The following is a 25,910-nucleotide window of genomic DNA, read 5'->3' as shown; positions in this document are numbered from 1 at the left end:
GGTGCCGATGGCCTCCGCCACGTCGTCCGGGTCGGTGCCGGGCGGGGTGAGCAGGGCGGAAAGGTTCACCGGCTCGCGACGCCCGGCAAACCTTCCCGGTCGCAGCACTAGCCGGCCAGGCAGGACGGGCCGAGCAGCACCTTCAGGTCACCGAAGAGCGCCGGGTCGGCCTGGACCCGGTGCCGGTCGAGCCGCAGCACCGTGGTGTTCCGCGGGCCCTGGAGCTTGATCCGGACCTCGGTGTTGCCCTTGTGACTCTGGAGGATCTCGCCGAGTCGGCTGATCATCGGCGGGGTCACCCGGACCGTGGGGATGGTCAGGATCACCGGCGCGTTGGTGCCCGCGTTGGACAGGTCGGGGACCATCAGCTCCATGGCGACCAGACGCGGGATGTCCTCGCGCTTGTCGAGCCGGCCCTTGACGAAGACGACGGCGTCCTCGACCAGCTGGGTGGAGACCAGCTGGTAGGTGGCCGGGAAGAACATGCACTCGATCGAGCCGGCCAGGTCCTCGACGGTGGCGATGGCCCAGGCGTTGCCCTGCTTGGTCATCTTCCGCTGGAGGCCGGAGATGATGCCGCCGATGGTGACGACCGCGCCGTCGGAGTGCTCGCCGCCGGTGAGCTGGGAGATGCCCGCGTCGGTCTTGTCCGACAGGACGTGTTCGAGACCGAAGAGCGGGTGGTCGGAGACGTACAGGCCGAGCATCTCGCGCTCCTGGGCGAGCAGGTAGGCCTTCTCCCACTCGACGTCGCCGAACTCGACGTCGAGACCGAAGCCGGGCTCGTCGCTGCTCTCCTCGCCCATCCCGCCGAAGAGGTCGAACTGTCCCTCGGCCTCCTTGCGCTTGACCGCGACGACGGTGTCGATCATGGGCTCGTGCTGGGCGACCAGGCCCTTGCGGGTGTGGCCCATGGTGTCGAAGGCGCCGGCCTTGATCAGCGACTCGATGGTGCGCTTGTTGCAGACGACCGCCTCGACCTTGTCGAGGAAGTCGGGGAAGGAGCCGTACTTCCCCTTGCTCTTGCGGGTGCGGATGATCGACTCGACGACGTTGGAGCCGACGTTGCGGACGGCGGTGAGGCCGAACAGGATGACGTCGTCACCCTGGGCGGCGAAGTTCGACTCCGACTCGTTGACGTTCGGCGGGAGCACCTTGATGCCCATGCGCCGGCACTCGTTCAGGTAGACGGCCGACTTGTCCTTGTCGTCCTTGACCGAGGTCAGCAGGCCCGCCATGTACTCGGCCGGGTAGTTCGCCTTGAGGTACGCGGTCCAGTAGGAGACCAGGCCGTACGCGGCGGAGTGCGCCTTGTTGAAGGCGTAGCCGGCGAACGGGACAAGGACGTCCCACAGGGCCTTGATGGCCGCGTCGCTGAAGCCCTTCTTCTTGGCGCCGGCCTCGAAGATGACGAAGTTCTTCGCCAGCTCGTCGGGCTTCTTCTTGCCCATGACGCGGCGGAGGATGTCGGCCTCGCCGAGCGAGTAGCCGGCGATGATCTGCGCGGCCTTCTGCACCTGCTCCTGGTACACGATGAGGCCGTAGGTGACCGCCAGGACCTCCTGGAGCGGCTCCTCCAGCTCCGGGTGGATCGGCGTGATCTCCTGCTGGCCGTTCTTGCGGAGCGCGTAGTTCGTGTGCGAGTTCATGCCCATCGGGCCCGGGCGGTAGAGCGCGGACACGGCGGAGATGTCTTCGAAGTTGTCGGGCTTCATCAGCCGCAGCAGGGACCGCATCGGGCCGCCGTCGAACTGGAAGACGCCGAGGGTGTCACCGCGCTGGAGCAGATCGAAGGTCTTCGGGTCGTCGAGCGGCAGCGCGAGCAGGTCCAGGTCGATGCCCTTGTTCGCCTTCACCATCTTGACGGCGTCGTCCATGATGGTGAGGTTGCGCAGGCCCAGGAAGTCCATCTTCAGCAGGCCGAGCGACTCGCACTGCGGGTAGTCCCACTGCGTGATGGTGACGCCGTCGGTGTGCCGCACCCAGATCGGGGCGTGGTCGACGATCGGCTCGCTGGACATGATCACGCCGGCGGCGTGCACGCCCATCTGGCGGACCAGGCCCTCGACGCCCTTGGCGGTGTCGATGACCTTCTTCACGTCGGGCTCGTTCTCGTACATCGCCCGGATCTCGCCCGCCTCGCCGTAGCGCGGGTGCGTCGGGTTGGTGATGCCGTCGAGGTCGATGCCCTTGCCGAGGACGTCGGCGGGCATGGCCTTGGTGAGCCGGTCGCCCATCGCGTACGGGTAGCCGAGGACGCGGGCGGAGTCCTTGATCGCGTTCTTGGCCTTGATCTTGCCGTACGTGCCGATCATGGCGACCTTGTCGGCGCCGTACTTCTCCGTCACGTACCGGATCACCTCGACGCGCCGGCGCTCGTCGAAGTCGATGTCGACATCGGGCATCGAGATGCGCTCGGGGTTGAGGAAGCGCTCGAAGATCAGACCGTGCGGGATCGGGTCGAGGTCGGTGATGCCCATGGCGTACGCGACGATCGAGCCGGCCGCGGAGCCTCGGCCCGGGCCCACCGCGATGCCCTGGCTCTTCGCCCACATGATGAAGTCGGCGACGACGAGGAAGTAGCCCGGGAAGCCCATCGAGATGATGGTGTCCATCTCGTACTCGACCTGCTTCATGCGGTCGTCCGGGATCCCGTTCGGGAAGCGCCGGGCCATGCCCCGCATGGTCTCCTCGCGGAACCAGGTGACCTCGGTGTAGCCCTCGGGGATGTCGAACTTCGGCATGAGGTCGCGCTTCTCGAACATGCCGGTGGTGTCGATCTGCTCGGCGACCAGGAGGGTGTTGCGGCAGCCCTCCTGCCAGGCGTCCGAGGAGTCGACGGCGTACATCTCGTCCGTCGACTTCAGGTAGTAGCCGGTGCCGTCGAACCGGAAGCGGTCCGGGTCGGAGAGGTTCTTGCCGGTCTGGATGCAGAGCAGGGCGTCGTGGGCGGTGGCCTCGTGCGCGTACGTGTAGTGCGAGTCGTTGGTGACCAGCGGCGGGATGCCGAGCTTCTTGCCGATCTCCAGCAGGCCGTCGCGAACCCGGCGCTCGATCTCGATGCCGTGGTCCATCAGCTCCAGGAAGTAGCGGCCCTTGCCGAAGATGTCCTGGTACTCGGAGGCGGCCTTCAGGGCCTCGTCGAACTGGCCGAGGCGCAGCCGGGTCTGGAGCTCGCCGGAGGGGCAGCCGGTGGAGGCGATCAGGCCCTCCGACCACTGGGCGATGGTCTCCTTGTCCATCCGGGGCCACTTCTGCAGCCAGCCCTCGGCGTAGGCGTCGGAGGACAGCTTGAAGAGGTTGTGCAGACCCGTCGCGTTCGCCGCCCAGATGGTCTTGTGGGTGTAACCACCGGAACCGGAGACGTCGTCCCGCTTCTGGTGCGGCTGGCCCCACTGGATCTTCCGCTTGTTACGGCGGGACTCCGGGGCGACATAGGCCTCGATGCCGATGATCGGGGTCACGCCGGCCTTCTTGGCCGAGTGGAAGAAGTCGTAGGCGCCGTGCAGGTTGCCGTGGTCGGACATCGCGATATGGGACATGCCCATCTCGTTGCACGCGTTGAACATGTCCTTCAGCCGCGCGGCACCGTCCAGCAGGGAGTACTGGGTGTGGACGTGGAGGTGCGTGAAGGGCGGCTTGGACACGGGGATTGCCTCCGGCTGCTTTTCTGGGGGGTCAGCCTGGAAGTCTACGTCTCCGAGCGACCTTCCGAGCGACCTGACAGCGACCTGGCGGCGGCCCGGCGGCGGCCGCTCGCCGGGTGCCGCGGCGTGACGGGGGCGGCAGGCGACTGTCCGCTTTGTCATATGCCAGGTTGATGCCCGACCGCGCCTCGTGTCCTGTCCGCGTTCTCCCCCGGGCGGCCCCTCCGGGGACCCGGCCGAAGCCGTGAAGACGGGGTCTCGGGGCCCGGGCGGCGTCCGGCGGGAGGGCCGAACGGCCCGGGGCGAAGGTCCCCGGCCGGGGCCACGGGGTCGTCTCACAGCACTCTTTTAGGGACCTCTTACGGCGTGTCGTGGCACACTTCCCGGCGATGGACATGGCAGGCATCCAGCTGAGAGCCCTCCGGGCGGCGTTCTTCACGGCAGTGGCCGTGGCGCTGTCCGTGGCCTCGCATGTCCTGCTGTCGGGGGTGCCGCTGCCGCTCGGGACGGTCGTCCCGGTCGCGGCGGGCGTCTTCGCCGCCGCGTACGCGCTGGCGGGCCGCGAGCGCGGCTTCGGGCCGATCGCGGGACTGCTCGTCCCGCTGGAGCTGGCCGCGGACACGCTGTTCACCAGCGGGCAGGTGGCCTGTTACGGCCCCGCCGGCGGCCCGGTCGCCGGGTCGCTGCGGTCGGTCGGCTTCTCCATGGACGCGCTGTGCGGCGGTGCCCTCGGCACGCCGCTGCCGGGGGTGGCGGTGCCCGGATCCGGGACCGCCGCGGCCCTGCTGTCGTCCCCCGACCCGTCGGTGCCCTGGCTGCTGCTCGCCGCCCATGTGGCCCTCGGGCTGACGGCGGCCGGCTGGCTGCGGGGCGGCGAGCGGGCGCTGGGCCGGCTGCTGCGCGCGGCCGTGGCGCTGGCTTTCCGGCCGCTGCTGCTGGTGGCGGCGCTGCACCGGGCCGCCGGAACGGCCCCGCGCCGGGCCGGGCGGCCGGCCGGCCGGCCGCGCCGCTCGCGGACGTGGCTGCTCGTGCACTGTGTGGGACGGCGGGGACCGCCGAGCCGGCCGAGCCCGCGGCGTACGGCTCCGGCCGGTGCGCCCGTGCTCGCCTTCGGCTGAGACAGCACACCTTCCCCACCCGTGTCACGGAGTGATCCATCATGAGCAAGCGCAACAGCCAGGACAACAAGGCCGCCGCCCGCGAGCGGATGCGTGCCGAGCGCGAGAAGCAGGCCAAGAAGGACAAGGCCCGCCGCCAGGTGATCGTCGCCGGTGCGGCCGTCGCCGTGCTCGCCGTCGCCGGCGGCGTCGGCTACGCGGTCGTCCAGGCCAACAAGCCCTCCGCGTGGGAGACGGCCGCGGACGCCACGAACGTCACCGCCCCGAAGAACACCGAGGGCAAGGACGGCACCACGGTCGTCATCGGCAAGCCCGAGGCGAAGAAGACCCTGGAGATCTACGAGGACTCGCGCTGCCCGGTGTGCGCGACCTTCGAACAGGGCGTGGGCGCCAAGGTCGACAAGGACGTGGCCGACGGCACGTACAAGCTGAAGTACATCGGCGCCACCTTCCTCGACAACGCCCTCCAGGGCACCGGCTCGAAGAACGCCCTGTCGGCCCTGGGCGCGGCGCTCGACGTGAGCCCCGAGGCGTTCCTGAAGTACAAGAACGCGCTCTACTCGCCGAAGTTCCACCCGGAGGAGACCGACGACAAGTTCGCGAAGGACTCCTACCTCCTGGAGATAGCGGACACCGTCCCGGCGCTGAAGGGCAACGCGAAGTTCCGCGAGAACGTGGAGAACGGCACCTTCGACGCGTGGGCGATGAAGATGTCGAAGACCTTCGACGAGAGCGGGGTGCGGGGCACCCCGACGGTGAAGATGGACGGCAAGCCGGTGACCGTCGAGGGCAGTGACAACCCGCCGCTGACGGTGGAGCAGTTCGACGCGGCCCTCGCCACGGCGATGAAGGGCTGACCCGCCCGGCGTACCGCTTTCCCGGCCCGGCCCCGGCCCCGCTCTGTGCGCGGGGTGCGGGGCCGCGGTGTACGAGGGGACTTTGCCAGGGATTCCGGCGGGCTTCCGGCCGGGGTTCCGGTTGCTCCCAGGGCGCCGGTCCGGGCCTGGACGGCCCTGGTTCCCCTCCGGTTCCGGTCGGTTCTCTCGCTCCGGTTCCGGTACGGAGAACGCCCGCCGAAGAGTCGGCGAACTTCGCGCCGACCTCTGCCCCGGGAGCCTTACCTGTCGGTAATCTGACGCGCCGTGACCAGTCGTAACCACATATCCGCCCCCACCCGCCGCACGGTCGTGATGGCCGCCGCCGTCACCGCCGTCGCCACACCGGCGCTGGTCGGGGCCGCCTCGCCCGCGTTCGCGGAGACCGGGGCTCCCGCGTTCCGTCACGGCGTCGCCTCCGGCGACCCGCTGCCCGACGGCATCCTGCTCTGGACGCGCGTCACCCCCACCCCCGACGCCCTGCCCGGCTCCGGCAAGGGCCCCGACCTCACGGTCGGCTGGGAGCTGGCCGAGGACCAGGCCTTCACCCGGATCGTGGCCCGCGGCACCACCGTCGCGACCGCCGCCTCCGACCACACGGTGAAGGCCGATGTACGCGGTCTGCGGCCGGCCACCGCCTACTGGTACCGCTTCACCGCCGGTACGACCCTCTCCCCCGCCGGCCGCACCCGCACCGCGCCGGCCGCCGACGCGGCCTCCGGCATCCGCTTCGGCGTGGTGTCGTGCGCCAACTGGGAGGCCGGCTGGTTCTCCCCGTACCGCCACCTCGCCGCCCGGACCGACCTGGACGCGATCCTGCATCTCGGCGACTACATCTACGAGTACGCGACGGGCTCCTACCCGGCCGCGAAGTACACGGTGCGCCGGCACCAGCCCGAGCACGAGATCGTCTCGCTCGCCGACTACCGGCTGCGGCACGCCACGTACAAGACGGACACCGACCTCCAGGCGCTGCACGCGGCGCATCCGATCGTGGCGATCTGGGACGACCACGAGTTCGCCAACGACGCCTGGTCGGGCGGGGCGGAGAACCACACGCCGGGCACCGAGGGCGCCTGGGCGGACCGGGTGGCGGCGGCCAAGCGGGCGTACTTCGAGTGGATGCCCGTACGCACCTCCACCGAGGGCACGGTCTACCGGCGGCTGCGGTTCGGCAAGCTGGCCGATCTGCACCTGCTCGACCTGCGCTCGTTCCGTTCGCAGCAGGCGAAGGTGGGCGACGGGGCGGTCGACGACCCGAACCGTTCCATCACCGGGCGGGCGCAGCTGGACTGGCTGAAGTCGGGGCTCGCGTCCTCGGACGCGGCCTGGCAGCTGGTGGGCACCTCGGTGATGATCTCGCCGGTGGCCTTCGGCTCGCTGCCGGCCGAGCTGCTCGCCCCGATCGCGGAGCTGCTTGGGCTGCCCAAGGAGGGCATCGCCATCAACGTCGACCAGTGGGACGGCTACACCGACGACCGCAAGGAGCTGCTGCAGCACCTGACGGACCGGGCGATCCGCAACACCGTCTTCCTGACCGGCGACATCCACATGGCGTGGGCCAACGACGTGCCGGTGAAGGCGGCGACGTACCCGGTGTCGGCGTCGGCGGCCACGGAGTTCGTGGTGACCTCGGTGACGTCGGACAACCTGGACGACATCCTGCACGTGCCGGCGGGCACCGTCTCGGTCCTCGCGGCGGGCGCGCTCAAGGCCGCCAACCGCCATGTGGAGTGGGTGGATCTGGACCACCACGGCTACGGCGTCCTCGACGTGACGGCCGACCGCTCGCAGATGGACTACTACGCGGTCTCCGACCGGGCCGACCGCGACGCGACGGCGTCCTGGGCGCGCTCGTATCGCACGCGCAACGGAACGCAGCGTGTCGAGCGGGTGTACCAGCCGGTACGCTGACCGACGCTTTTCGGCCATGATCCCTTCTGTTAACGGGAGATGACGTGGCTACGGCGGGTGGCGATTTCCGGGCATCGAATCCGGACACACCACCCGCCTTCGCCGTCCCTTCTGTGACGTGCTTGTTTCAAACTTCGGAGACCGCACGAGTTTTTCTCACCAATGAACTGATTTGCCCACCAAATGATTGGGCTTGATCACTCCTCAACCAGACATGACATGGACGCGTAATCTCCCGGCAGTCGGTGGCGAGGAACGACCTCCCACAACCCCCCGCTAGGAGTCACCCGTGCGCGCTCTTGCCCGTATATCGCCGCGTATGTCACGTCGTCTGCTCGGCACGGCCCTGATGGCCGGATCCCTGGCCCTGGCGCCGATGACGGCCCCGGCCGCCGCGCCGGCCGGCTCGTCCGGCACCACCCTCGCCTCGGCCGAGAAGTGCGCCGACGGCGGCGCCGCGCTCTCCGGCGCCCGCAAGGCCAAGGGCAGCACCACCAAGGCCGAGCCCAACGAGCTGACCGCCGCCCAGGTCAAGGCCATGGACGCCGACCTGGCGAAGAAGGTCTCCGCGGCCCGCGCCGCCGGCCGTACGTCGGCCGCCGCCGGTGCCACCGCGGTGAACATCCCGGTCTACTTCCACGTCATCCACAGCGGTACGACGGGCAAGCTCAGCGCCACCGCCATCAACAACCAGATGTCCGTCCTCAACGCCGCCTACGCGGGCCAGGGCACCGGCAACACCAACACGAACTTCCAGTTCACGCTGGCCGGCACCGACTACACGGACAACGCCACCTGGTACAACCTCAGCGACGGCACCACCGCCGAGAAGAACATGAAGAACGCCCTGCGCAAGGGCGGCGCCAACGCGCTGAACGTCTACACCGCCAACCTCAGCGGCGGTCTGCTCGGCTGGGCCACCTTCCCGTCCTCGTACAAGTCCAGCCCGAAGATGGACGGCGTCGTCATCCTCGACGCGTCGCTGCCCGGCGGCTCGGCCACCAACTACAACCAGGGCGACACCGCCACCCACGAGGTCGGCCACTGGATGGGCCTCTACCACACCTTCCAGGGCGGCTGCTCCGGCAGCGGTGACTCCGTGAGCGACACCCCGGCCGAGTCCAGCCCCGCGTACGAGTGCCCGACCGGCCGCGACACCTGCACCACGACCGGCGTGGACCCGATCCACAACTTCATGGACTACACGTACGACTCCTGCATGTACCAGTTCACGGCCGGCCAGGTCACCCGCATGAACAACTCCTGGGTTTCCTACCGAGGCTGACGCCCCCGCACGGCAGAGGGCCGGCGGTTCCGGGGAACTCCCCGGGGCCGCCGGCCCTGTCGCGTGGGTCCCGGGCGGGCGTGGCGCGGAATCCTCCGCCGGCCATGACGGCTCGGACACGACGGCCGGTCGGGGCACACGCCCCTGCCATGACCCGCTGGGACGCCATGGGTCAGGAAGTCAGGAACGCCCTGGTCGACGGCAACTGGACCATCGAGCGCGGAAGCTTCCTCCTTGATGGCGTACACGGCGGGCAACCCCGGGCGTACGACGCCACGTACCTGCGCGATCTCCTCGCCATCATCAAGCGGAGATGACCGCTCGGTACACGGTCTCGGCGGCGTGCGGTCCTCGGCTCGGCGCGGGTGTCGCGCCGAGCCGAGAGGGCGTCCCGCCGACACGTCGGAAGGGAGCCTCGCCCGGGCGCGCTCCTAGAGGCTGTCGAGGAACGCCAGCGCGATCGTCCACGTCCGGTCGGCCGCCTCGGCGTCGTAGTCCGGCAGCTCCGGGTCGGTGTACAGGTGCCCGGCGCCCCGGTAGCGGTAGACCTCGACGTCGGCCCCGATCTGTCCCATCCGGAGGTACCAGGACGACAGCCAGTCGTCCGTCTCGAACGGGTCGGGCTCGGCCACGTGCAGCTGGACCGGCAGTTCGTCCACGGCGGCCGACTCGGCGATGTCCGAGGTGCCGTGGAACAGCAGCAGTCCGCGCGCCTTCTCGTCGCCCAGCGCCAAGGTCTGCGCGACCGAGGCGCCGAAGGACAGGCCCATGTACACGAGCCCCTGCTCGGAGTACGGGGCCGCTGCGAGGACCGCCCGCTTCAGCAGCTCGTCCTTGCCGACGGCGTCGCGCAGCGCCATGCCCTCCTCCACCGTGGCGGCCGTCCGGCCGTCGAAGAGGTCCGGGGTCCAGACCCGGTGCCCGGCGGCCCGCAGCCGCTCGGCCGCGGCCGTCACGGAAGGCGTCAGCCCGTGGGCGGAGTGGAAGAGCATGATGTTCATGCGCCCCATCCTGCCACCCGGTCCCGGCCGCCCCCGCCGTCACGGTGCGGCATATGCGCCCGCGCGCACCCCGCGGTACGGCATAGGCCCGGGCTCAGGTGCCGCCGTCAGCGCATGCTGCGGACGTCCAGATGCCGCAGCACCCGGTCCACCACCTCCGGATCGGCCCCCGGCTCGCTGCGCGCCGCCAGGACCTCGTGGCGGGCGGCCGACAGCATCTCCCGCTGGATCCGCTGGAGCGTGTGCGCCCGCTGCACGCGCTGGGTGAACGCGGCCCGCCGCTCGTCGTCCACCATGTCCGCGCTGATCCGCGCGCCGATGTCGAAGGCGGCGCGCTGCAGCCGCTCCGCCAGGTCCTCAGGCAGCTCCTCGACCTCCTCGACCTCCTTCAGCCGCAGCCGCGCCGCCTTCGCCGCCCGGATCGCCAGATCCCGCTCGTAGACCCGCTCGGCCTCCGCGTCCGCCTTCACCCCGAGCCGGCGCACCAGCCAGGGCAGGGTCAGCCCCTGGAGCACGAGGGTCGTGAGGATCACGCAGAAGGCGATGAAGACCAGCTCGTCACGGCCGGGGAAGGGCGAACCGTCGTTCTTCTTCAGCGGGATGGCGAGCGCCAGCGCGACCGAGGCCACCCCGCGCATCCCGGCCCACCACATGACGACGCTCTCCCGCCAGCTCATCGGGATCTCCTCGGCGTAGTCCCGCAGCGTGTGCAGCTTCTTCGCCAGCCAGGACGCCGGCAGGAGCCAGATCAGCCGGACCCCGACCACCACTGCGACGACGGCCGCGCCCCAGCCGATCATCCGCCAGCCGCGCCCCTCGGCGACGCCGAAGACGTGCACCAGCTCCAGGCCGATCAGACCGAACGCGATGCCGGTGACCAGGGTGTCGACGACCTCCCAGAAGGTCTGCCCGGCGAGCCGCCCCATCACGTCGTCGGCGTCGCTCGCGTGCTCCGCCAGGAACAGCGCGGTGACCAGCACGCCGAGCACGCCCGAGCCGTGCAGTTCCTCCGCGACGACGTAGGAGACGAAGGGCACGAGGAGGGTGAGGCCGGTCTGCAGGGTCGGGTCGCCGAGGATGACGATGAGCCGGTTGGTGACCCAGCCGAGGGCGATGCCGACCACGACCGCGACGACGGCCGACAGGACCAGCTCGCCGAGCGCGAGCGTCCAGGAGAAGTGCCCGCTGACGACGGCCGTGATCGCCACGTGGTAGAGCACGATCGCGGTGACGTCGTTGAACAGCCCCTCGCCCTCCAGGATCGACACCAGGCGCCGGGGCAGTCCCAGCGAGCCGGCCACGGCGGTGGCCGCGACCGGGTCGGGCGGCGCCACCAGGGCGCCGAGGGCGAGCGCGGCGGCCAGCGGGATGCCCGGCACCAGGGCGTTCGCGACCGCGCCGACGGCGGCCGTGGTGACGAAGACCAGGGCCACCGCGAGCAGGAAGATCGGCCGCCTGTTGGCCGCGAACTGCCGCCAGGAGGTGCGCTGGACCGACGCGTAGAGCAGGGGCGGCAGCACCAGCGGCAGGATGAACTCGGGCGGGATGTCGACGTTCGGCACGAAGGGCAGGAAGGCCAGCACGACCCCGATGAGGGTCATCAGGACGGGCGCGGGCAGCCCGAGCCGGCTTCCGAGCGGAACGGTGAGCACGGCGCCGAGCAGCAGCAGGAACAGCAGGGCCAATTGATCCACGGCCCCTACCCTGTCACGTACGCCCGATTTGGCGCCGATTGCCCCCGGTCATCCACCCGTGAGCCGGTACGCCCCCGTGGGAACGACTCAGAGCGTGCGGCGCATCGCCCGGTGCGGGATGCCCGCGTCGGGGAACTCCGGTCCGTAGACCACGTAGCCGAGCCGCTCGTAGAAGCCGAGGGCGTGCGTCTGGGCGTGCAGGTCGACGGCGGCGAGGCCGCGGGCCCGGGCCGCGTCCTCGATGGCCCGCACCAGCGCGGCGCCGACCCCGAGGCCGCGGGCGGCGCGCGCCACGGCGAGCCGGCCGAGCGAGCCCACGGAGGCGTCGGCGGCCGTCTTGCCGAGGGCGTCCGCCCCGTACAGCAGCCGTCCGGTGCCGAGCGGCACGCCGTCGGCGCGGACCGCGAGCAGATGCACGGCGGTCTCGTCGTACGTGTCGTACTCCTCCTCCGCCGTGACGCCCTGCTCCTCGACGAAGACCTCGCGGCGCACCGCGAAGCAGGCGTCCCGGTCGGCGGTCCCGGCGACCTCCCGCACCTCGTACGCGAGGGTCGAGGTGACCGGGGCCGACTCGGCGGAGGCGGTCACCGGCTCTCGGCCGCGATCCGGTCGAGGGCGGTCTGCAGGTCGGCCGGGTAGGTGCTCGCGAACTCGACCCAGCGGCCGTCGGCGGGGTGCTCGAAGCCGAGCCGGACCGCGTGCAGCCACTGCCGGGTCAGGCCGAGGCGCTTGGCCATGGTCGGGTCGGCGCCGTAGGTGATGTCGCCGACGCAGGGGTGGCGGTGGGCGGACATGTGCACGCGGATCTGGTGGGTGCGGCCCGTCTCCAGCTTGATGTCGAGCAGCGAGGCCGCCCGGTACGCCTCGATGAGGTCGTAGTGGGTCACGGAGGGCTTGCCCTCGGCGGTCACGGCCCACTTGTAGTCGTGGTTCGGGTGCCGGCCGATGGGGGCGTCGATGGTGCCGCTCAGCGGGTCCGGGTGGCCCTGCACGAGGGCGTGGTAGCGCTTGTCGACCACGCGCTCCTTGAACTGGCGCTTCAGCGACGTGTACGCGTACTCCGACTTCGCCACCACCATCAGACCGGAGGTGCCGACGTCGAGGCGGTGCACGATGCCCTGGCGCTCGGCGGCGCCGGAGGTGGAGATGCGGTAGCCGGCGGCGGCCAGGCCGCCGATGACGGTGGTGCCGGTCCAGCCGGGGCTGGGGTGGGCGGCGACGCCGACCGGCTTCATGATCACGACGATGTCGTCGTCGTCGTGGACGATCTCCATGCCCTCGACGGGCTCGGCCACGATCTGCACGGGCGCGGGCGCGCCGGGCATCTCGACCTCGAGCCACGCGCCACCGCTGACCCGCTCGGACTTGCCGACGACGGACCCGTCGACGAGGACCTTCCCGGCGGCGGCCAGCTCGGCCGCCTTCGTACGGGAGAACCCGAACATGCGGGCGATGGCGGCGTCGACGCGCTCGCCCTCCAGGCCGTCGGGTACGGGCAGGGTGCGGATCTCGGGACTCGTGCTCACCCTGTCGAGTATGCCTTGTGCCGGGAGGCCCTCGGACCTCGCCGGCACCTCACGGCACTTCGCCACGCGATCCCGGACCGTGCGGAGTCAGTCCTTGTGGATGGTGCCGTCGGGGTCCAGGCCACGGAACGACAGCAGCACGATCAGGATGCCGCCGCAGACGATCGCCGAGTCGGCGAGATTGAAGACGGCGAAGTGCGCGGGCGCGATGAAGTCGACGACCGCGCCCCGGAAGACGCCCGGCGAGCGGAAGATCCGGTCGGTCAGGTTGCCGAGCGCGCCGCCGAGCAGCAGGCCGAGGGCGATGGCCCAGGGCAGGCTGTAGAGCTTGCGCGACAGCCGGATGATCACCGTGATCACGACGGAGGCGATCAGCGTGAAGATGACCGTGTACGCCTCGCCCATGCCGAAGGCGGCGCCCCGGTTGCGGATGGCGCTGAGCCGCAGCAGGTCGCCGATCAGGTCGATCGGCTCGTGCCCCTCCAGCTTCGCGACCACGAGCATCTTGCTGCCGAGGTCGATGAGGTACGCGAGCACGGCCACCACCAAGAGCGCCGCGAGCTTCCTCTTCCCCTGAGGACGCACCTCGGTCCCGGGACCTGCCGACTCGTCGGCACCTGCTGAATCGGGGGTACCGATGACGCTCTCCGCCTCTGCCATGTGCACGAGGGTACGACACACCCTCGCGCGCGTGTCAGCCGCGGCGTTCCTGTTTCTGCTTGTCCTCGACACACAGGGTGGCCCGCGGAAACGCCTGCATCCTGGCCTTGCCGATGGGCTTGCCGCAGACCTCGCACAGACCGTACGTCCCCGTGTCGAGCCGCTCCAGGGCGTGCTCGCTCTGCTCCAGCATCTCGCGGGCGTTCGCGGCCAGGGCCAGCTCGTGCTCGCGCGTGATGTTCTTGCTGCCGGTGTCGGCCTGGTCGTCGCCGGCGCCCTCGCCGCCGTCGCGCATGAGGCCGGTCAGCTCCTCCTTGGAGTGGATCAGCTCGCTGCGCAGCCGCAGCACCTCCGACTGCAGCTCGCTGCGGGCCTCCGCCACCTCCTCGGGGGTCCACGGGTCCTCCCCCGGGCGTACGGCGAGCTCACCGGCCCGTGCGGGGGGCACGGCGGCGTCGGCCCCGACCTTCGTGGCGACCCCCGCGGTCTTCTTCGCTGGCACCTTCCGTACTCCTGTCTGCTCGCTCGCGGCCTGGGGGGCCGGGGCCTTCTTCGACGCGGTCTTCCGCGCCGTGCTCTTCTTCGCGGGGGCCTCGGAGGCGGCGGTCTTCTTCGCGACGGCCTTCTTGGCGGCGGCTTTCTTCGCGGCGGTCTTCTTGGCCGCGACCTTCTTGGCCGCGGTCTTCTTCGCGGCGGCCTTCTTCGCGGTCTTGGCGGTCTTCGGCGCCGCTTTCGCGGGCGCCGCCTCGGCCGCCTCTCCGGCCGCTTTCCCGGCCGCCTCTCCGGCGTCCTCGGCAGCCGTTCCGGCCGTCGCCTTCCTCGCCGCCGCCTTCCCGGCCGGCGGCGCCGTCTTCTCCGCGGCGGTCTTCTTCGCCACCATGTCGCGGCCCCTTCACATTTTGTGATCTTGCGCGCGAATCGTGCTGGGACGATAAATCGGCCCAGGGCCCTCGGCAACGGGGCACGCCGCCCCTTTCCGCGCCCCGGCACCGCCCCCGGGCACCCCTTCCCGGCCGCACGCGCGCGTGGCCGGGCCCTCCGTGCCGGGAGTCCCCCACATGGCCCTCGCCGAAGTCCGCCCGGGGCCGTGTCGCCATTCGGGTCACGCCGGGCCGGGCACGGCCACCGCCCCCGCCCCGCCGGAAAACGGGTCGGCCGACCCGCGCCCGGCCCCGTACACTGGGCGGAGCGAGAGGCTTGGATGGGGACGAGTAGCGTCGTACGCAGCCATGAGCGACCCGGGGACGGTGCGAGCCCGGGGGTGTGCGCGAGGTGAAGCATCACCCCGGAGCTGCCGGAAGAAAGCCGCGGAGATCCGACCGCGGCGACTAGAACCGGTGTCGCGACCCCAATGAGGGGGCTTCGGGCGTGGACGCGCCCGTGGCCAAGGAGGGTGGTACCGCGGGAGCCGAGGCTCTCGTCCCTCCGGACGGAAACGTGGCACATCCGCCGGAGGAAGATCGATGTCTTCGCAGTACCGCCAGGTACCCGCCCAGGTAGACCTGCCCGCGCTCGAGCACGGTGTGCTCGACTTCTGGCGCGAGAACAAGGTCTTCGCCAAGAGTCTGGAGCAGTCCGAGGGACGCCCCGAATGGGTGTTCTACGAGGGCCCTCCGACCGCGAACGGCATGCCGGGCGCCCACCACATCGAGGCCCGCGTCTTCAAGGACGTCTTCCCCCGCTTCCGCACCATGCGCGGCTACCACGTCGCCCGCAAGGCCGGCTGGGACTGCCACGGCCTGCCGGTCGAGCTGGCCGTCGAGAAGGAGCTGGGCTTCACCGGCAAGAAGGACATCGAGGCGTACGGCATCGCCGAGTTCAACGCCAAGTGCCGCGAGTCCGTGACCCGGCACACCGACGCGTTCGCCGAGCTGACCGACCGCATGGGCTACTGGGTCGACATGGACGACGCGTACCGCACCATGGACCCCGCGTACATCGAGTCGGTCTGGTGGTCGCTGAAGACCATCTTCGACAAGGACCTGCTCGTCCAGGACCACCGGGTGGCCCCGTGGTGCCCGCGCTGCGGCACCGGCCTCTCGGACCACGAGCTGGCGCAGGGCTACGAGACGGTCGTCGACCCGTCCGTCTACGTCCGCTTCCCGCTGACCTCCGGCCCGCTCGCCGGCAAGGCCGCGCTCCTGGTGTGGACGACCACCCCGTGGACCCTGGTGTCCAACACGGCCGTCGCCGCCCACCCCGAGGTGACCTACGTGGTCGCCACGGACGGCGACGAGCGCCTGGTCGTCGCCGAGCCGCTGCTCGACAAGGCGCTCGGCGAGGGCTGGGTGACCACCGGCGAGTCGTTCACCGGTGCCGAGATGGAGCGCTGGACCTACCAGCGTCCCTTCGACTTCGTCGAGTTCACCGAGCCGGCGCACTACGTCGTCAACGCCGAGTACGTGACGACCGAGGACGGTACGGGTCTGGTCCACCAGTCCCCCGCCTTCGGTGAGGACGACCTCAAGGTCTGCAAGGCGTACGGACTGCCGGTCGTCAACCCGGTCCGCCCCGACGGCACCTTCGAGGAGGACGTGCCGCTGGTCGGCGGCGTCTTCTTCAAGAAGGCCGACGAGGCGCTCACCGCCGACCTGGACGCGCGCGGCGTGCTCTTCAAGCACATCGCGTACGAGCACAGCTACCCGCACTGCTGGCGCTGCCACACGGCGCTGCTCTACTACGCGCAGCCGTCCTGGTACATCCGCACGACCGCCGTGAAGGACCGCCTTCTCGAAGAGAACGAGAAGACGAACTGGTTCCCGGACTCGGTCAAGCACGGCCGCTTCGGCGACTGGCTGAACAACAACATCGACTGGGCGCTGTCCCGCAACCGCTACTGGGGCACCCCGCTGCCCATCTGGCGCTGCGCCGACGACCACCTCACGTGCGTGGGCTCGCGCGCCGAGCTGACCGAGCTGACCGGCACCGACCAGTCGGACCTCGACCCGCACCGCCCGTACATCGACGCCGTCACCTTCACCTGCCCGGCCGAGGGCTGCTCCCTCGAAGCGGTGCGCGTGCCCGAGGTCATCGACGCCTGGTACGACTCGGGTTCGATGCCGTTCGCGCAGCACGGCTACCCGTACCAGAACAAGGAGCTGTTCGAGGCCCGCTACCCGGCCCAGTTCATCTCCGAGGCGATCGACCAGACCCGCGGCTGGTTCTACACGCTGATGGCGGTCGGCACCCTCGTCTTCGACAAGTCCTCGTACGAGAACGTGGTCTGCCTCGGCCACATCCTCGCCGAGGACGGCCGCAAGATGTCCAAGCACCTGGGCAACATCCTGCAGCCGATCCCGCTGATGGACCAGCACGGCGCCGACGCGGTGCGCTGGTTCATGGCCGCCGGCGGCTCGCCGTGGGCGGCCCGCCGGGTGGGCCACGGCACGATCCAGGAGGTCGTCCGCAAGACCCTCCTGACGTACTGGAACACGGTCGCCTTCCAGGCGCTGTACGCCCGTACGTCCGGCTGGGCCCCGTCGGCGGCCGACCCGGCGCCGGCCGACCGCCCGGTCCTCGACCGCTGGCTGCTCGGCGAGCTGAACACGCTGGTGGCCGAGGCCACCGAGGCGATGGAGGCCTACGACACCCAGCGGACCGGCAAGCTGCTCTCGGCGTTCGTCGACGACCTGTCCAACTGGTACGTGCGCCGCTCGCGCCGCCGGTTCTGGCAGGGCGACAAGGCGGCGCTGCGCACCCTCCACGAGGTCGTGGAGACCGTGACGCGGCTGATGGCCCCGCTGACCCCGTTCATCACCGAGCGGGTGTGGCAGGACCTGATCGTCCCGGTCACCCCGGACGCCCCGGAGTCCGTCCACCTGGCCACCTGGCCGGAGCCGGACGCGGCGCTGGTGAACCCGGAGCTGTCCGTGCAGATGCTCCTGGTCCGCCGCCTGGTCGAGCTGGGCCGCGCGACGCGCGCCGAGTCGGGCGTGAAGACGCGTCAGCCGCTGTCGCGCGCCCTGGTGGCGGCGACGGGCTTCGCGGACCTCTCCCCGGAGCTCCAGGCGCAGATCACGGAGGAGCTGAACGTCTCCTCCCTCGCGTCCCTCTCCGAGGTCGGCGGCTCGCTCGTCGACACGACGGCGAAGGCCAACTTCCGCGCGCTCGGCAAGCGTTTCGGCAAGGGCGTGCAGGACGTCGCCAAGGCGGTCGCGGCGACCGACGCGGCGGCGCTGGCCCTGGCGCTGCGCGGCGGCGAGGCCCCGCTGGTGGTCGGCGGCGAGACGATCCTCCTCACCCCCGAGGAGGTCATCATCACCGAGACCCCGCGCGAGGGCTGGTCGGTCGCCTCCGACTCGGGCGCCACGGTCGCCCTGGACCTGGAGATCACCCCGGAGCTGCGCAAGGCGGGCCTGGCCCGTGACGCGATCCGGCTGATCCAGGAGGCCCGCAAGAACAGCGGCCTCGACGTCGCGGACCGCATCGCCCTGCGCTGGACCTCCGCCTCACCGGAGACCACGGAGGCCCTGACGGCCCACGCCGGCCTCATCGCCGACGAGGTCCTCGCGACGGACCACGCCGAGGGCGACGCCGACGACACCTACGGCACCCCCTTCGAGGACGAGGGCCTGTCCCTCACCTTCCGTCTGAAGAAGGCGTAACAACCCGACAGAGGCCCGGCTTCACCGCACGGTGGAGCCGGGCCTCTCGCGTATCTCCAGGGGGCAGGCGCGAGCAGCCCCCACCGGCGGAGAGGGCCCCACGACCACAAGCCCCCACCCACCTCGCATCCACCCAGCGCCCCGCACCCGGCCCGCACCCCCGAAACGCCCCCGGAAACGCCGAAGGGCCGGCCCCCGGGAGTGACCCCGGGAACCGGCCTTTCACGACTGCCGCCGACGGCTACGCGCTCACGCGCGGCTCCGCCGCCCTCAGTTGTCGTCCTCGTCGATGAGGAACCCGCGCATCGGCGCCGGCGCCTGCTGCATCGGCTGCGGCGCCTGCGGCCGCACCGGAGCCATCGGCTGCGTCATCGCGGGGGCCATCTGCTGCTGGCCGCCGTACGACGGGCCGCCGGCCATCGCGTTGTTGCCGCCGTAGGACGGGGCACCCGCGCCCGCCGAGGCCATCGAGGGCGACGGCGGCAGGGACGGGGCCGCGGGGGTCCGCGGCGGGGCCAGCGACTCGTCGGCCTGCGAGTCGAGCTGACGCAGCTGCGACTCCAGGTACGACTTCAGACGGGTGCGGTACTCACGCTCGAAGCCCCGCAGGTCCTCGACCTTGCGCTCGAGGGTGGCGCGGGCGGACTCCAGGGAGCCCATCGCGACGCGGTGCTTCTCCTGCGCGTCCCGCTCCAGGGCGTCGGCCTTGGCGCGGGCGTCCCGCTCCAGGCCCTCGGCGCGCGAACGGGCCTCGCCGACGATCTTGTTGGCCTCGGAACGGGCCTCCGCGATCGCCTGGTCGGCGGTCTGCTGAGCCAGCGACAGGACGCGCGCGGCGCTGTCGCCACCGGGGCCCTGCGGGGCCGGCGGCTGCATCGGCTGCTGCTGCGGGTGACCCATGGGGCCGCCCTGCTGCATCTGGCCGGGACCCATGGGGCCGCCCTGCTGCATCTGGCCAGGTCCCATGGGACCGCCCTGCTGCATCTGGCCAGGTCCCATGGGACCGCCCTGCTGCATCTGGCCGGGACCCATCGGGCCGCCCTGCATCGGGCCCGCGGGAAGCTGAGGAGCACCGGACGGCAGCTGCGGCGGGCCCATCTGCGGCTGCTGCTGTACCGGCGGGCCCGATATGGCGGCGGGCACGGGAGCCCCGCCAGGGCCGCCGGGGCCGGGACGCTCCGGCTGCTCCGGGGGCTTGCGCATGTTCTGCTGCTGCTGATTCTGCGCGGCGGCACGCGTCGCCGCGGCCAGCTTGGCGCGCAGGTCCTCGTTCTCGCGGAGCAGTCGCGTCAGTTCGGCTTCGACCTCGTCGAGGAAGGCATCCACCTCGTCCTCGTCATAGCCTTCTCGAAGGCGGACGGTCGTGAACTGCTTGTTCCGCACGTCCTCGGGGGTCAGCGGCATCTCTTCTTCACCTCTACGTAGTCGTCGGCAGTCGGCAAGACCGTATCGTCCACATTCACCCCGTACTCACCGCGCGAAACCCTCTACGACGCGAATCAGGATGAAAACGATGATCATTAGAACGAAGAAGGACAGGTCGAGTGCCACGCCCCCGAGACGCAACGGCGGGATGAGCCGCCGAAGAAGCTTGAGCGGTGGATCGGTGACCGTGTAGGTGGCCTCCAGAACGACCACCATCACCTTCCCGGGCCGCCACGAACGGGCGAACTGGAAGACATAGTCCATGACCAGTCGGAGGATCAGAAGGACGAGGAAGCACATCAGCGCGATGTAGACCACCTGTAGTGCGACGCCCATCCCGCGGTTCCCTCTCCCCTGACTTTCGTGCTCTCACTTGTCCGGCCGCGCGTTCGCGGCCGGCCCCTCTCGGTCTCGTGCTCTCAGCTCTGGTTGAAGAATCCGCCCTCTGCGATACGGGCCTTGTCCTCCGCCGTGACATCGACGTTAGCAGGCGACAACAGGAACACCTTCTGCGTCACGCGCTCAATGCTGCCATGAAGACCGAAGACGAGTCCGGCGGCAAAGTCGACAAGTCGCTTCGCGTCCGTATCGTCCATCTCCGTGAGATTCATGATCACCGGAGTGCCCTCACGGAAGTGTTCCCCGATGGTACGGGCCTCGTTGTAGGTCCGCGGGTGCAGCGTGGTGATGCGGTACGGCTCCCGCTCGGACACGACCTTGGGCATGATCACCGGTGCGTTCTTCTCCAGGCTCGGGCGTTCGGGTGTGATGGATGCCACGGGGGCAATTCGGGCCGGACGTCCGCTCTCGGCGGCAACCGGGACAGAACGGGACACCGGCTCGCGGGGGGCGGGCGGCGTCACCACCCGTACAGGTTCCTCCCGTTCCACCTGCCGCGGGGGCTGGTGGTGGCGCCGGTCGCGCTCGGGCTCCGGCTCCAACTCGGGTTCGAAGTCGTCGTCGGGGTCGAACCCCCGGCCGTCGTAACCGTCGTCCTCCACGAGGCCGAGGTAGACCGCCATCTTGCGCATCGCGCCGGCCATATCGCCGCTTCCTCCGCTCTGTGGTGGATCGCCCTTACCGAATGTCGCAGTGTCACCACGTGCCCGCGATCCACGAGTCCGCCCGCCCCTCGGCGGATTGACCATATTTTCTGCTGTGGTCCGACTCTTCGCGACGTTACCCGAGCTTGGGGCGGACTCCGAGCACCGCCGTACCGACGCGCACATGTGTCGCACCGGCCGCGACGGCCTCTTCGAGGTCCCCGCTCATCCCTGCTGACACCATGTTCGCAGTCGGGCGAGTCGCGCGCAGGGCAGTCGACAAATCCATCAGCCGCTCGAAGGCGGCGCGTTGCCGGCCCGCGTACGAACCGACCAGGGGTGCGACGGTCATCAGTCCACCGAGACGAAGCCCGGGCGCGGCGTCCACCGCCGCCGCCAACTCCTCGATCCCGTCGGGGCTCACCCCGCCCCGCTCGCCCCGCCCGCCGGCCTCGGCGTCGAGGGCGACCTGGATCAGACAGCCCAGTTCGCGGTCCGCCTTCACCGCGGCCGCGGACAAGGCGGAGACGAGCTTCAAACGGTCGACGGACTGCACCACATCGGCATAACCCACCACCGAGCGGACCTTATTGGTCTGCAACTGACCCACGAAGTGCCAGCTGAGGTCGAGATCCGCACACGCCGCGGCCTTCGGGGCCGCGTCCTGGTCACGGTTCTCGGCCACATGCCGCACACCGAGTTCGTGCAGAAACCTCACATCGCTCGCGGGGTAGGTCTTGGTGACCACGATGAGGGTCACCTCGTCCCGGGCGCGCCCGGCCGCCGCGCACGCCTCGGCGATGCGCTCCTCCACGCGCGCGAGGTTCGCGGCGAGTTCCGACTTGCGGTCCGTCATCAGTTCTTTCCCACACAGGATTCGGGGGTCGTGCCCCGGGACGTCTCGGGGTCCAGCCAGACATATCCCGCGAGTCGCCCCGTGGTGCGGTCGCGGCGGTACGAGTAGTGGTCGCGGGACTCCAGGGTGCACACCCCGGCGTCCGCGACGTCCCGTACCCCGAGCCGCTCCAGCTGGGCGCGGACTCCGGCGGCGACGTCGACGGCGGGAGTGCCCCAGGAGGTCTCCGCGTACGCGGCGGGCTCGACGGCGGCCACCTCGGCGCGCATCGAAGCCGGCACCTCGTAACAACGGCCGCAGACCGCGGGGCCGGTGCGGGCGACGATCCGGGCGGGGTCGGCGCCCCGCTTCCGCATCGCCTCGACGGCGGCGGGGACCACTCCGGCGACCATCCCGGGCCGTCCGGCGTGGGCCGCGGCCACCACTCCGGCGACCGGGTCGGCCAGCAGGACGGGGACGCAGTCGGCGGTGAGGACGGCGAGCGCGAGGCCCGGACGGGACGTCACGAGGGCGTCCACGCGGGGGATCTCACGGTCCGTCGCCCAGGGGCCGTCGACCTCGGCGACGTCGGCGCCGTGCACCTGGTTCATCCAGACCACGCGCGCCGGGTCCAGGCCCAGTCCCTCGGCGGCCCGCGCCCGGTTGGCCCGGACCGTGCCGGGGTCGTCGCCCACGGCGCCGCCGAGGTTGAGCTCCTCGTACGGAACGGCGCTCACCCCGCCCCACCGGTCGGTGAAGGCGAAGTGGGCGCCGCTCGTGTCGTAACGCTGCCCTATCACTTCAAGAAGTCCGGGACATCCAGCTCTTCGGCCGAGGTGTCCGGGTACGGGCGGGCCGGCGGGACCACCGGCGGGGCGACGGGCGGCAGCGAGCTCTCGCCGACCGCGCGCACCGGCTCGACGGGGGCCGGGGCGGGCTCCTCGCGCGGGGTCACCGTGCCGAGGCCGCCCAGCGGGCGGGCGGGCTCGGCGGCGCGGGGGGCCGGGGCCGGCTCCTCGCGCTTGGCGGAGGCCGAGCCGATGATGTTGTCCCGGCGGGCCGGCGGCTGGCCGCCGTCGAAGCCGGCCGCGATGACGGTGACCCGGACCTCGTCGCCGAGGGCGTCGTCGATGACGGCGCCGAAGATGATGTTCGCCTCGGGGTGGGCGGCCTCGCTCACCAGCTGGGCGGCCTCGTTGATCTCGAACAGACCGAGGTCGCTGCCGCCGGAGATGGAGAGCAGCACGCCGCGGGCGCCGTCGATGGACGCCTCCAGGAGCGGCGAGGAGATCGCCATCTCCGCGGCGGCCACCGCGCGGTCGTCGCCGCGGGCGGAGCCGATGCCCATCAGGGCCGAACCGGCCTCGGACATGACCGACTTGACGTCGGCGAAGTCGAGGTTGATCAGACCCGGGGTGGTGATGAGGTCGGTGATGCCCTGGACACCGCTGAGCAGCACCTGGTCGGCCGACTTGAAGGCGTCGAGCACCGAGACCTGACGGTCCGAGATGGACAGCAGCCGGTCGTTCGGGATGACGATGAGGGTGTCGACCTCTTCGCGGAGCTCGGCGATGCCGTCCTCCGCCTGGTTGGCGCGACGGCGGCCCTCGAAGGTGAACGGGCGGGTGACCACACCGATCGTCAGGGCGCCGAGCGAGCGCGCGATGTTGGCGACGACGGGCGCGCCGCCGGTGCCGGTGCCGCCGCCTTCGCCGGCGGTGACGAAGACCATGTCGGCCCCCTTGAGGACCTCCTCGATCTCCTCACGGTGGTCCTCTGCCGCCTTGCGGCCGACGGCCGGATTGGCCCCGGCCCCGAGGCCGCGGGTGAGTTCACGGCCGACGTCGAGCTTGACGTCGGCGTCGCTCATCAACAGCGCCTGAGCGTCGGTGTTGATGGCGATGAACTCGACGCCTTTGAGACCGACCTCGATCATTCGGTTGATGGCATTGACACCACCGCCGCCGACACCGATGACCTTGATGACTGCGAGGTAGTTCTGCGGTGCTGCCACGTCGAAGGCCTCTCGCCTCGAGTTACGTGTCGCCGCTTCGCGATGGTTGGCGCGACGCGGCGACGGATGCCGATTGGGACGGTCCGAAACGCCGACCCAAACCCTAACGTTGAAGTTTAGGGTTACCAGTGTCTCTGTTCGCTGGACTCTTCCGAACAGGACACTAAGTCGACAAGCGGCGCCCGTTCAACGAACACGCCGAACCTCCCGTTTTTCTTTTCACCCTATGTGATCACCCGTAGCGCTGGCCAACCAGGGTGCTGACCGGCGCCGATGAACGTCAACTCCTCGAAGAGGCGGGTGCGGTGGGGGCACTTACGTCGAAGTGTCCCGCTTTGGGAGTCGCCTTCATGAGTGCGGTGAGCACGCGCGCCTTGACCGGCCCGTGCTCGCCGCTGCCCCAGAAGACGCTGCGGCCCTTGCCGAGTTCCAGAGTGATGGAGTCGAAGGAGGTAATCCGGACGACACGGACGTCTTGGGCGATTTTCTCCGGGAGTTCGCCCGTCACGCCTACCGCGACCGTCAGCAGCCGGTCGGCGTCGAAACGGCGCAGACTGGGCGATCCGGCCACGTCGAGGACGAGGCGCGGGACACCGCGGAGCGGGGCCTTGACGGTGGCGAACCGGACACCGGACGAGTCCACTTCGATAAACTTTCCACCCTTTTCCAGCAGAAGAACCGGGTGACGTTCCGTCACTTTCAGACCGATTCCGTGCGGCCATGACCGCACGACCTCCACCTGGTCGATCCGCGGCAGCCGGTCGCGCAGCCGCGCCTCGATGCCGGACGTGTCGACCGACACGAGCGGCGCGCCGAGCGGGACCGCCGCGACACGCTCGACCTCCGCGGGGGTGAGCACCTCCGTGCCGGAGGTGCTCACCTGCTCCACCCGGAGCCAGGTCGAGCCGTACAGCGCCCAGAGGACGCCGGCCGTCAGGAGCAGGACACCGAAGGCGATCAGGAGCGCACGCGGGCCGGGGGTCCCGAAACGCCGAACACCCGGCCCGGACGGCCGCCGTGACGGCCTCCTGGACGCGTCGGCCCCGCTCTTCCTGCCGGTCGCCGTTCCCGCCACCACAGCATCTCCTCCGCTTGTCCTGGCTCACGCGCCGCCGGGCGCCCCGGCTGTCGACGATTCATTCGACAGCCACACGCCCGTCCGGCCCGCTCGCCGTTATCCCTGACGGCGGGCGGCGATCGCCTCGTACACCATGCCGACGAGCAGCTCGTCGGCGTCCCGGCGGCCGAACTCGGCGGCGGCGCGGGACATCTCGTACAGCCGGTGCGGATCGGCCAGTACGGGCAGGACGTTGCCCTGCACCCACTGCGGCGTCAGTTCCGCGTCGTCGACGAGGAGTCCACCGCCGGCCTTGACCACCGGCTGGGCGTTGAGCCGCTGTTCGCCGTTGCCGATGGGCAGCGGGACGTAGGCGGCCGGCAGTCCGACGGCGGAGAGCTCGGCGACGGTCATCGCGCCCGCGCGGCAGAGCATCATGTCGGCCGCGGCGTACGCGAGGTCCATCCGGTCCACGTACGGTACCGGTACGTACGGCGGCATTCCGGGCATGTTGTCGACACGCGGCACCTCGTTCTTCGGGCCGACCGCGTGCAGGATCTGGATGCCCGAGCGCTGGAGCACCGGGGCGACCTGCTGGACCACCTCGTTGAGGCGGCGGGCGCCCTGCGAGCCGCCGGAGACCAGCAGCGTCGGCAGGTTCGGGTCGAGACCGAACGCGGCGCGCGCCTCGGGGCGGACCCGGGCCCGGTCGAGGGTCGCGATCGTGTAGCGCAGCGGGATGCCGATGTAACGGGCGTCGCGCAGCTTGGAGTCCGGGGTGGCCACGGCGACCCCGGAGGCGAACCGCGAGCCGATCTTGTTGGCCAGGCCGGGCCGGGCGTTGGCCTCGTGGACCACGATCGGTACCCCGAGCCGCTTGGCGGCCAGATAGCCGGGCAGGGCCACGTACCCGCCGAAGCCGACCACGCAGTCCGCCTTGGTGCGCTCCAGGACCTGCTCGGCGGCCTTGATGGTGCCGCGCAGCCGCCCGGGGACGGTGAGCAGTTCGGGCGTCGGCTTGCGCGGCAGCGGCACGGCGGGGATGAGCGCCAGCTCGTAGCCGCGCTCCGGCACCAGCCGGGTCTCCAGACCGCGCTCCGTGCCCAGCGCCGTGATCCTCACGGTGGGATCCTGCCTGCGCAGGGCGTCCGCGAGGGCGAGCGCGGGCTCGATGTGGCCGGCAGTACCTCCACCGGCAAGGACGACATGCAC

Annotated in this window: 21 protein-coding genes; 6 read left to right on the top strand and 15 right to left on the bottom strand. The window is 70.8% G+C overall.

Annotated features, from left to right (window positions below):
* Positions 1-107 precede the first annotated feature (107 nt).
* Entirely contained in the window at positions 108-3,647 is a 3,540-nt protein-coding gene (gene dnaE / locus ABZ693_RS09710) for a DNA polymerase III subunit alpha (RefSeq protein ID WP_359875236.1), read from the bottom strand.
* Positions 3,648-4,036: 389 nt separating this feature from the next.
* Between dnaE and ABZ693_RS09705 the strand changes: the two genes are divergently transcribed.
* From ABZ693_RS09705 to ABZ693_RS09685, 5 genes are all read left to right on the top strand, one after another.
* Positions 4,037-4,765, top strand: a complete 729-nt coding sequence (locus ABZ693_RS09705; protein WP_359875235.1) for a hypothetical protein — start codon at positions 4,037-4,039, stop codon at positions 4,763-4,765.
* Between the two features lie 41 nt (positions 4,766-4,806).
* Entirely contained in the window at positions 4,807-5,622 is an 816-nt protein-coding gene (locus tag ABZ693_RS09700; protein WP_359875234.1) for a thioredoxin domain-containing protein, read from the top strand.
* 285 nt (positions 5,623-5,907) lie between these two features.
* Positions 5,908-7,554, top strand: coding sequence for an alkaline phosphatase D family protein (locus ABZ693_RS09695; protein ID WP_359875233.1), 1,647 nt, complete (start codon positions 5,908-5,910; stop codon positions 7,552-7,554).
* Between the two features lie 319 nt (positions 7,555-7,873).
* The gene (locus tag ABZ693_RS09690; protein WP_359875232.1) at positions 7,874-8,839 is read left to right on the top strand and encodes a zinc metalloprotease; all 966 of its coding nucleotides are present in this window, start codon (positions 7,874-7,876) and stop codon (positions 8,837-8,839) included.
* Between the two features lie 149 nt (positions 8,840-8,988).
* Positions 8,989-9,156: a hypothetical protein gene (locus ABZ693_RS09685; RefSeq protein WP_359875231.1), complete on the top strand. Its 168-nt coding sequence runs from the start codon at positions 8,989-8,991 to the stop codon at positions 9,154-9,156.
* Positions 9,157-9,270: 114 nt separating this feature from the next.
* On the opposite strand, the gene ABZ693_RS09680 is transcribed toward ABZ693_RS09685, so the two are convergent.
* From ABZ693_RS09680 to ABZ693_RS09655, 6 genes are all read right to left on the bottom strand, one after another.
* The gene (locus ABZ693_RS09680) at positions 9,271-9,840 is read right to left on the bottom strand and encodes a dienelactone hydrolase family protein (RefSeq protein ID WP_359875230.1); all 570 of its coding nucleotides are present in this window, start codon (positions 9,838-9,840) and stop codon (positions 9,271-9,273) included.
* 107 nt (positions 9,841-9,947) lie between these two features.
* Entirely contained in the window at positions 9,948-11,534 is a 1,587-nt protein-coding gene (locus ABZ693_RS09675; protein ID WP_359875229.1) for a Na+/H+ antiporter, read from the bottom strand.
* Positions 11,535-11,621: 87 nt separating this feature from the next.
* Entirely contained in the window at positions 11,622-12,122 is a 501-nt protein-coding gene (locus tag ABZ693_RS09670) for a GNAT family N-acetyltransferase (protein ID WP_435842381.1), read from the bottom strand.
* Positions 12,119-13,060: an RluA family pseudouridine synthase gene (locus ABZ693_RS09665; RefSeq protein ID WP_359875228.1), complete on the bottom strand. Its 942-nt coding sequence runs from the start codon at positions 13,058-13,060 to the stop codon at positions 12,119-12,121. The genes ABZ693_RS09670 and ABZ693_RS09665 overlap by 4 nt, the downstream gene beginning before the upstream one ends.
* A gap of 87 nt (positions 13,061-13,147) precedes the next feature.
* Positions 13,148-13,720 carry a signal peptidase II gene (lspA, locus tag ABZ693_RS09660; RefSeq protein WP_359875227.1) on the bottom strand — a complete coding sequence of 191 codons (573 nt, stop codon included), beginning with the start codon at positions 13,718-13,720 and terminating at the stop codon, positions 13,148-13,150.
* Between the two features lie 34 nt (positions 13,721-13,754).
* Positions 13,755-14,600, bottom strand: coding sequence for a TraR/DksA family transcriptional regulator (locus tag ABZ693_RS09655; protein ID WP_359875226.1), 846 nt, complete (start codon positions 14,598-14,600; stop codon positions 13,755-13,757).
* A gap of 583 nt (positions 14,601-15,183) precedes the next feature.
* Here ABZ693_RS09655 and ileS point away from each other — a divergent pair.
* Entirely contained in the window at positions 15,184-18,324 is a 3,141-nt protein-coding gene (ileS, locus tag ABZ693_RS09650) for an isoleucine--tRNA ligase (RefSeq protein ID WP_359875225.1), read from the top strand.
* 270 nt (positions 18,325-18,594) lie between these two features.
* On the opposite strand, the gene ABZ693_RS09645 is transcribed toward ileS, so the two are convergent.
* The 8 genes from ABZ693_RS09645 to murG form a co-directional block, all read right to left on the bottom strand.
* Positions 18,595-19,728, bottom strand: coding sequence for a DivIVA domain-containing protein (locus ABZ693_RS09645; protein ID WP_359875224.1), 1,134 nt, complete (start codon positions 19,726-19,728; stop codon positions 18,595-18,597).
* Positions 19,729-19,794: 66 nt separating this feature from the next.
* Positions 19,795-20,085, bottom strand: a complete 291-nt coding sequence (locus ABZ693_RS09640) for a YggT family protein (RefSeq protein WP_359875223.1) — start codon at positions 20,083-20,085, stop codon at positions 19,795-19,797.
* A gap of 83 nt (positions 20,086-20,168) precedes the next feature.
* Positions 20,169-20,792, bottom strand: coding sequence for a cell division protein SepF (locus tag ABZ693_RS09635; RefSeq protein WP_359875222.1), 624 nt, complete (start codon positions 20,790-20,792; stop codon positions 20,169-20,171).
* Positions 20,793-20,928: 136 nt separating this feature from the next.
* Positions 20,929-21,648 (bottom strand): YggS family pyridoxal phosphate-dependent enzyme, encoded by a 720-nt coding sequence (locus ABZ693_RS09630; RefSeq protein WP_359875221.1) that lies wholly within the window; start codon positions 21,646-21,648, stop codon positions 20,929-20,931.
* On the bottom strand, positions 21,648-22,427 hold the full coding sequence (pgeF, locus tag ABZ693_RS09625) for a peptidoglycan editing factor PgeF (RefSeq protein ID WP_359875220.1): 780 nt from the start codon (positions 22,425-22,427) through the stop codon (positions 21,648-21,650). The genes ABZ693_RS09630 and pgeF overlap by 1 nt, the downstream gene beginning before the upstream one ends.
* A complete protein-coding gene (gene ftsZ, locus ABZ693_RS09620) occupies positions 22,424-23,641 on the bottom strand; it encodes a cell division protein FtsZ (RefSeq protein ID WP_359875219.1) in 1,218 nt (405 codons plus the stop codon). Before ftsZ ends, pgeF begins: the two co-directional genes overlap by 4 nt.
* A 280-nt stretch (positions 23,642-23,921) precedes the next feature.
* Positions 23,922-24,716, bottom strand: coding sequence for a cell division protein FtsQ/DivIB (locus ABZ693_RS09615; protein WP_359875243.1), 795 nt, complete (start codon positions 24,714-24,716; stop codon positions 23,922-23,924).
* A 99-nt stretch (positions 24,717-24,815) separates the two neighbouring features.
* Positions 24,816-25,910, bottom strand: a complete 1,095-nt coding sequence (murG, locus tag ABZ693_RS09610; protein ID WP_359875218.1) for an undecaprenyldiphospho-muramoylpentapeptide beta-N-acetylglucosaminyltransferase — start codon at positions 25,908-25,910, stop codon at positions 24,816-24,818.

The sequence above is a fragment of the Streptomyces laurentii genome (genome assembly GCF_040635425.1).
Taxonomy (GTDB): domain Bacteria; phylum Actinomycetota; class Actinomycetes; order Streptomycetales; family Streptomycetaceae; genus Streptomyces; species Streptomyces laurentii.
This window is presented reverse-complemented; position numbering and strand designations above follow the sequence as displayed.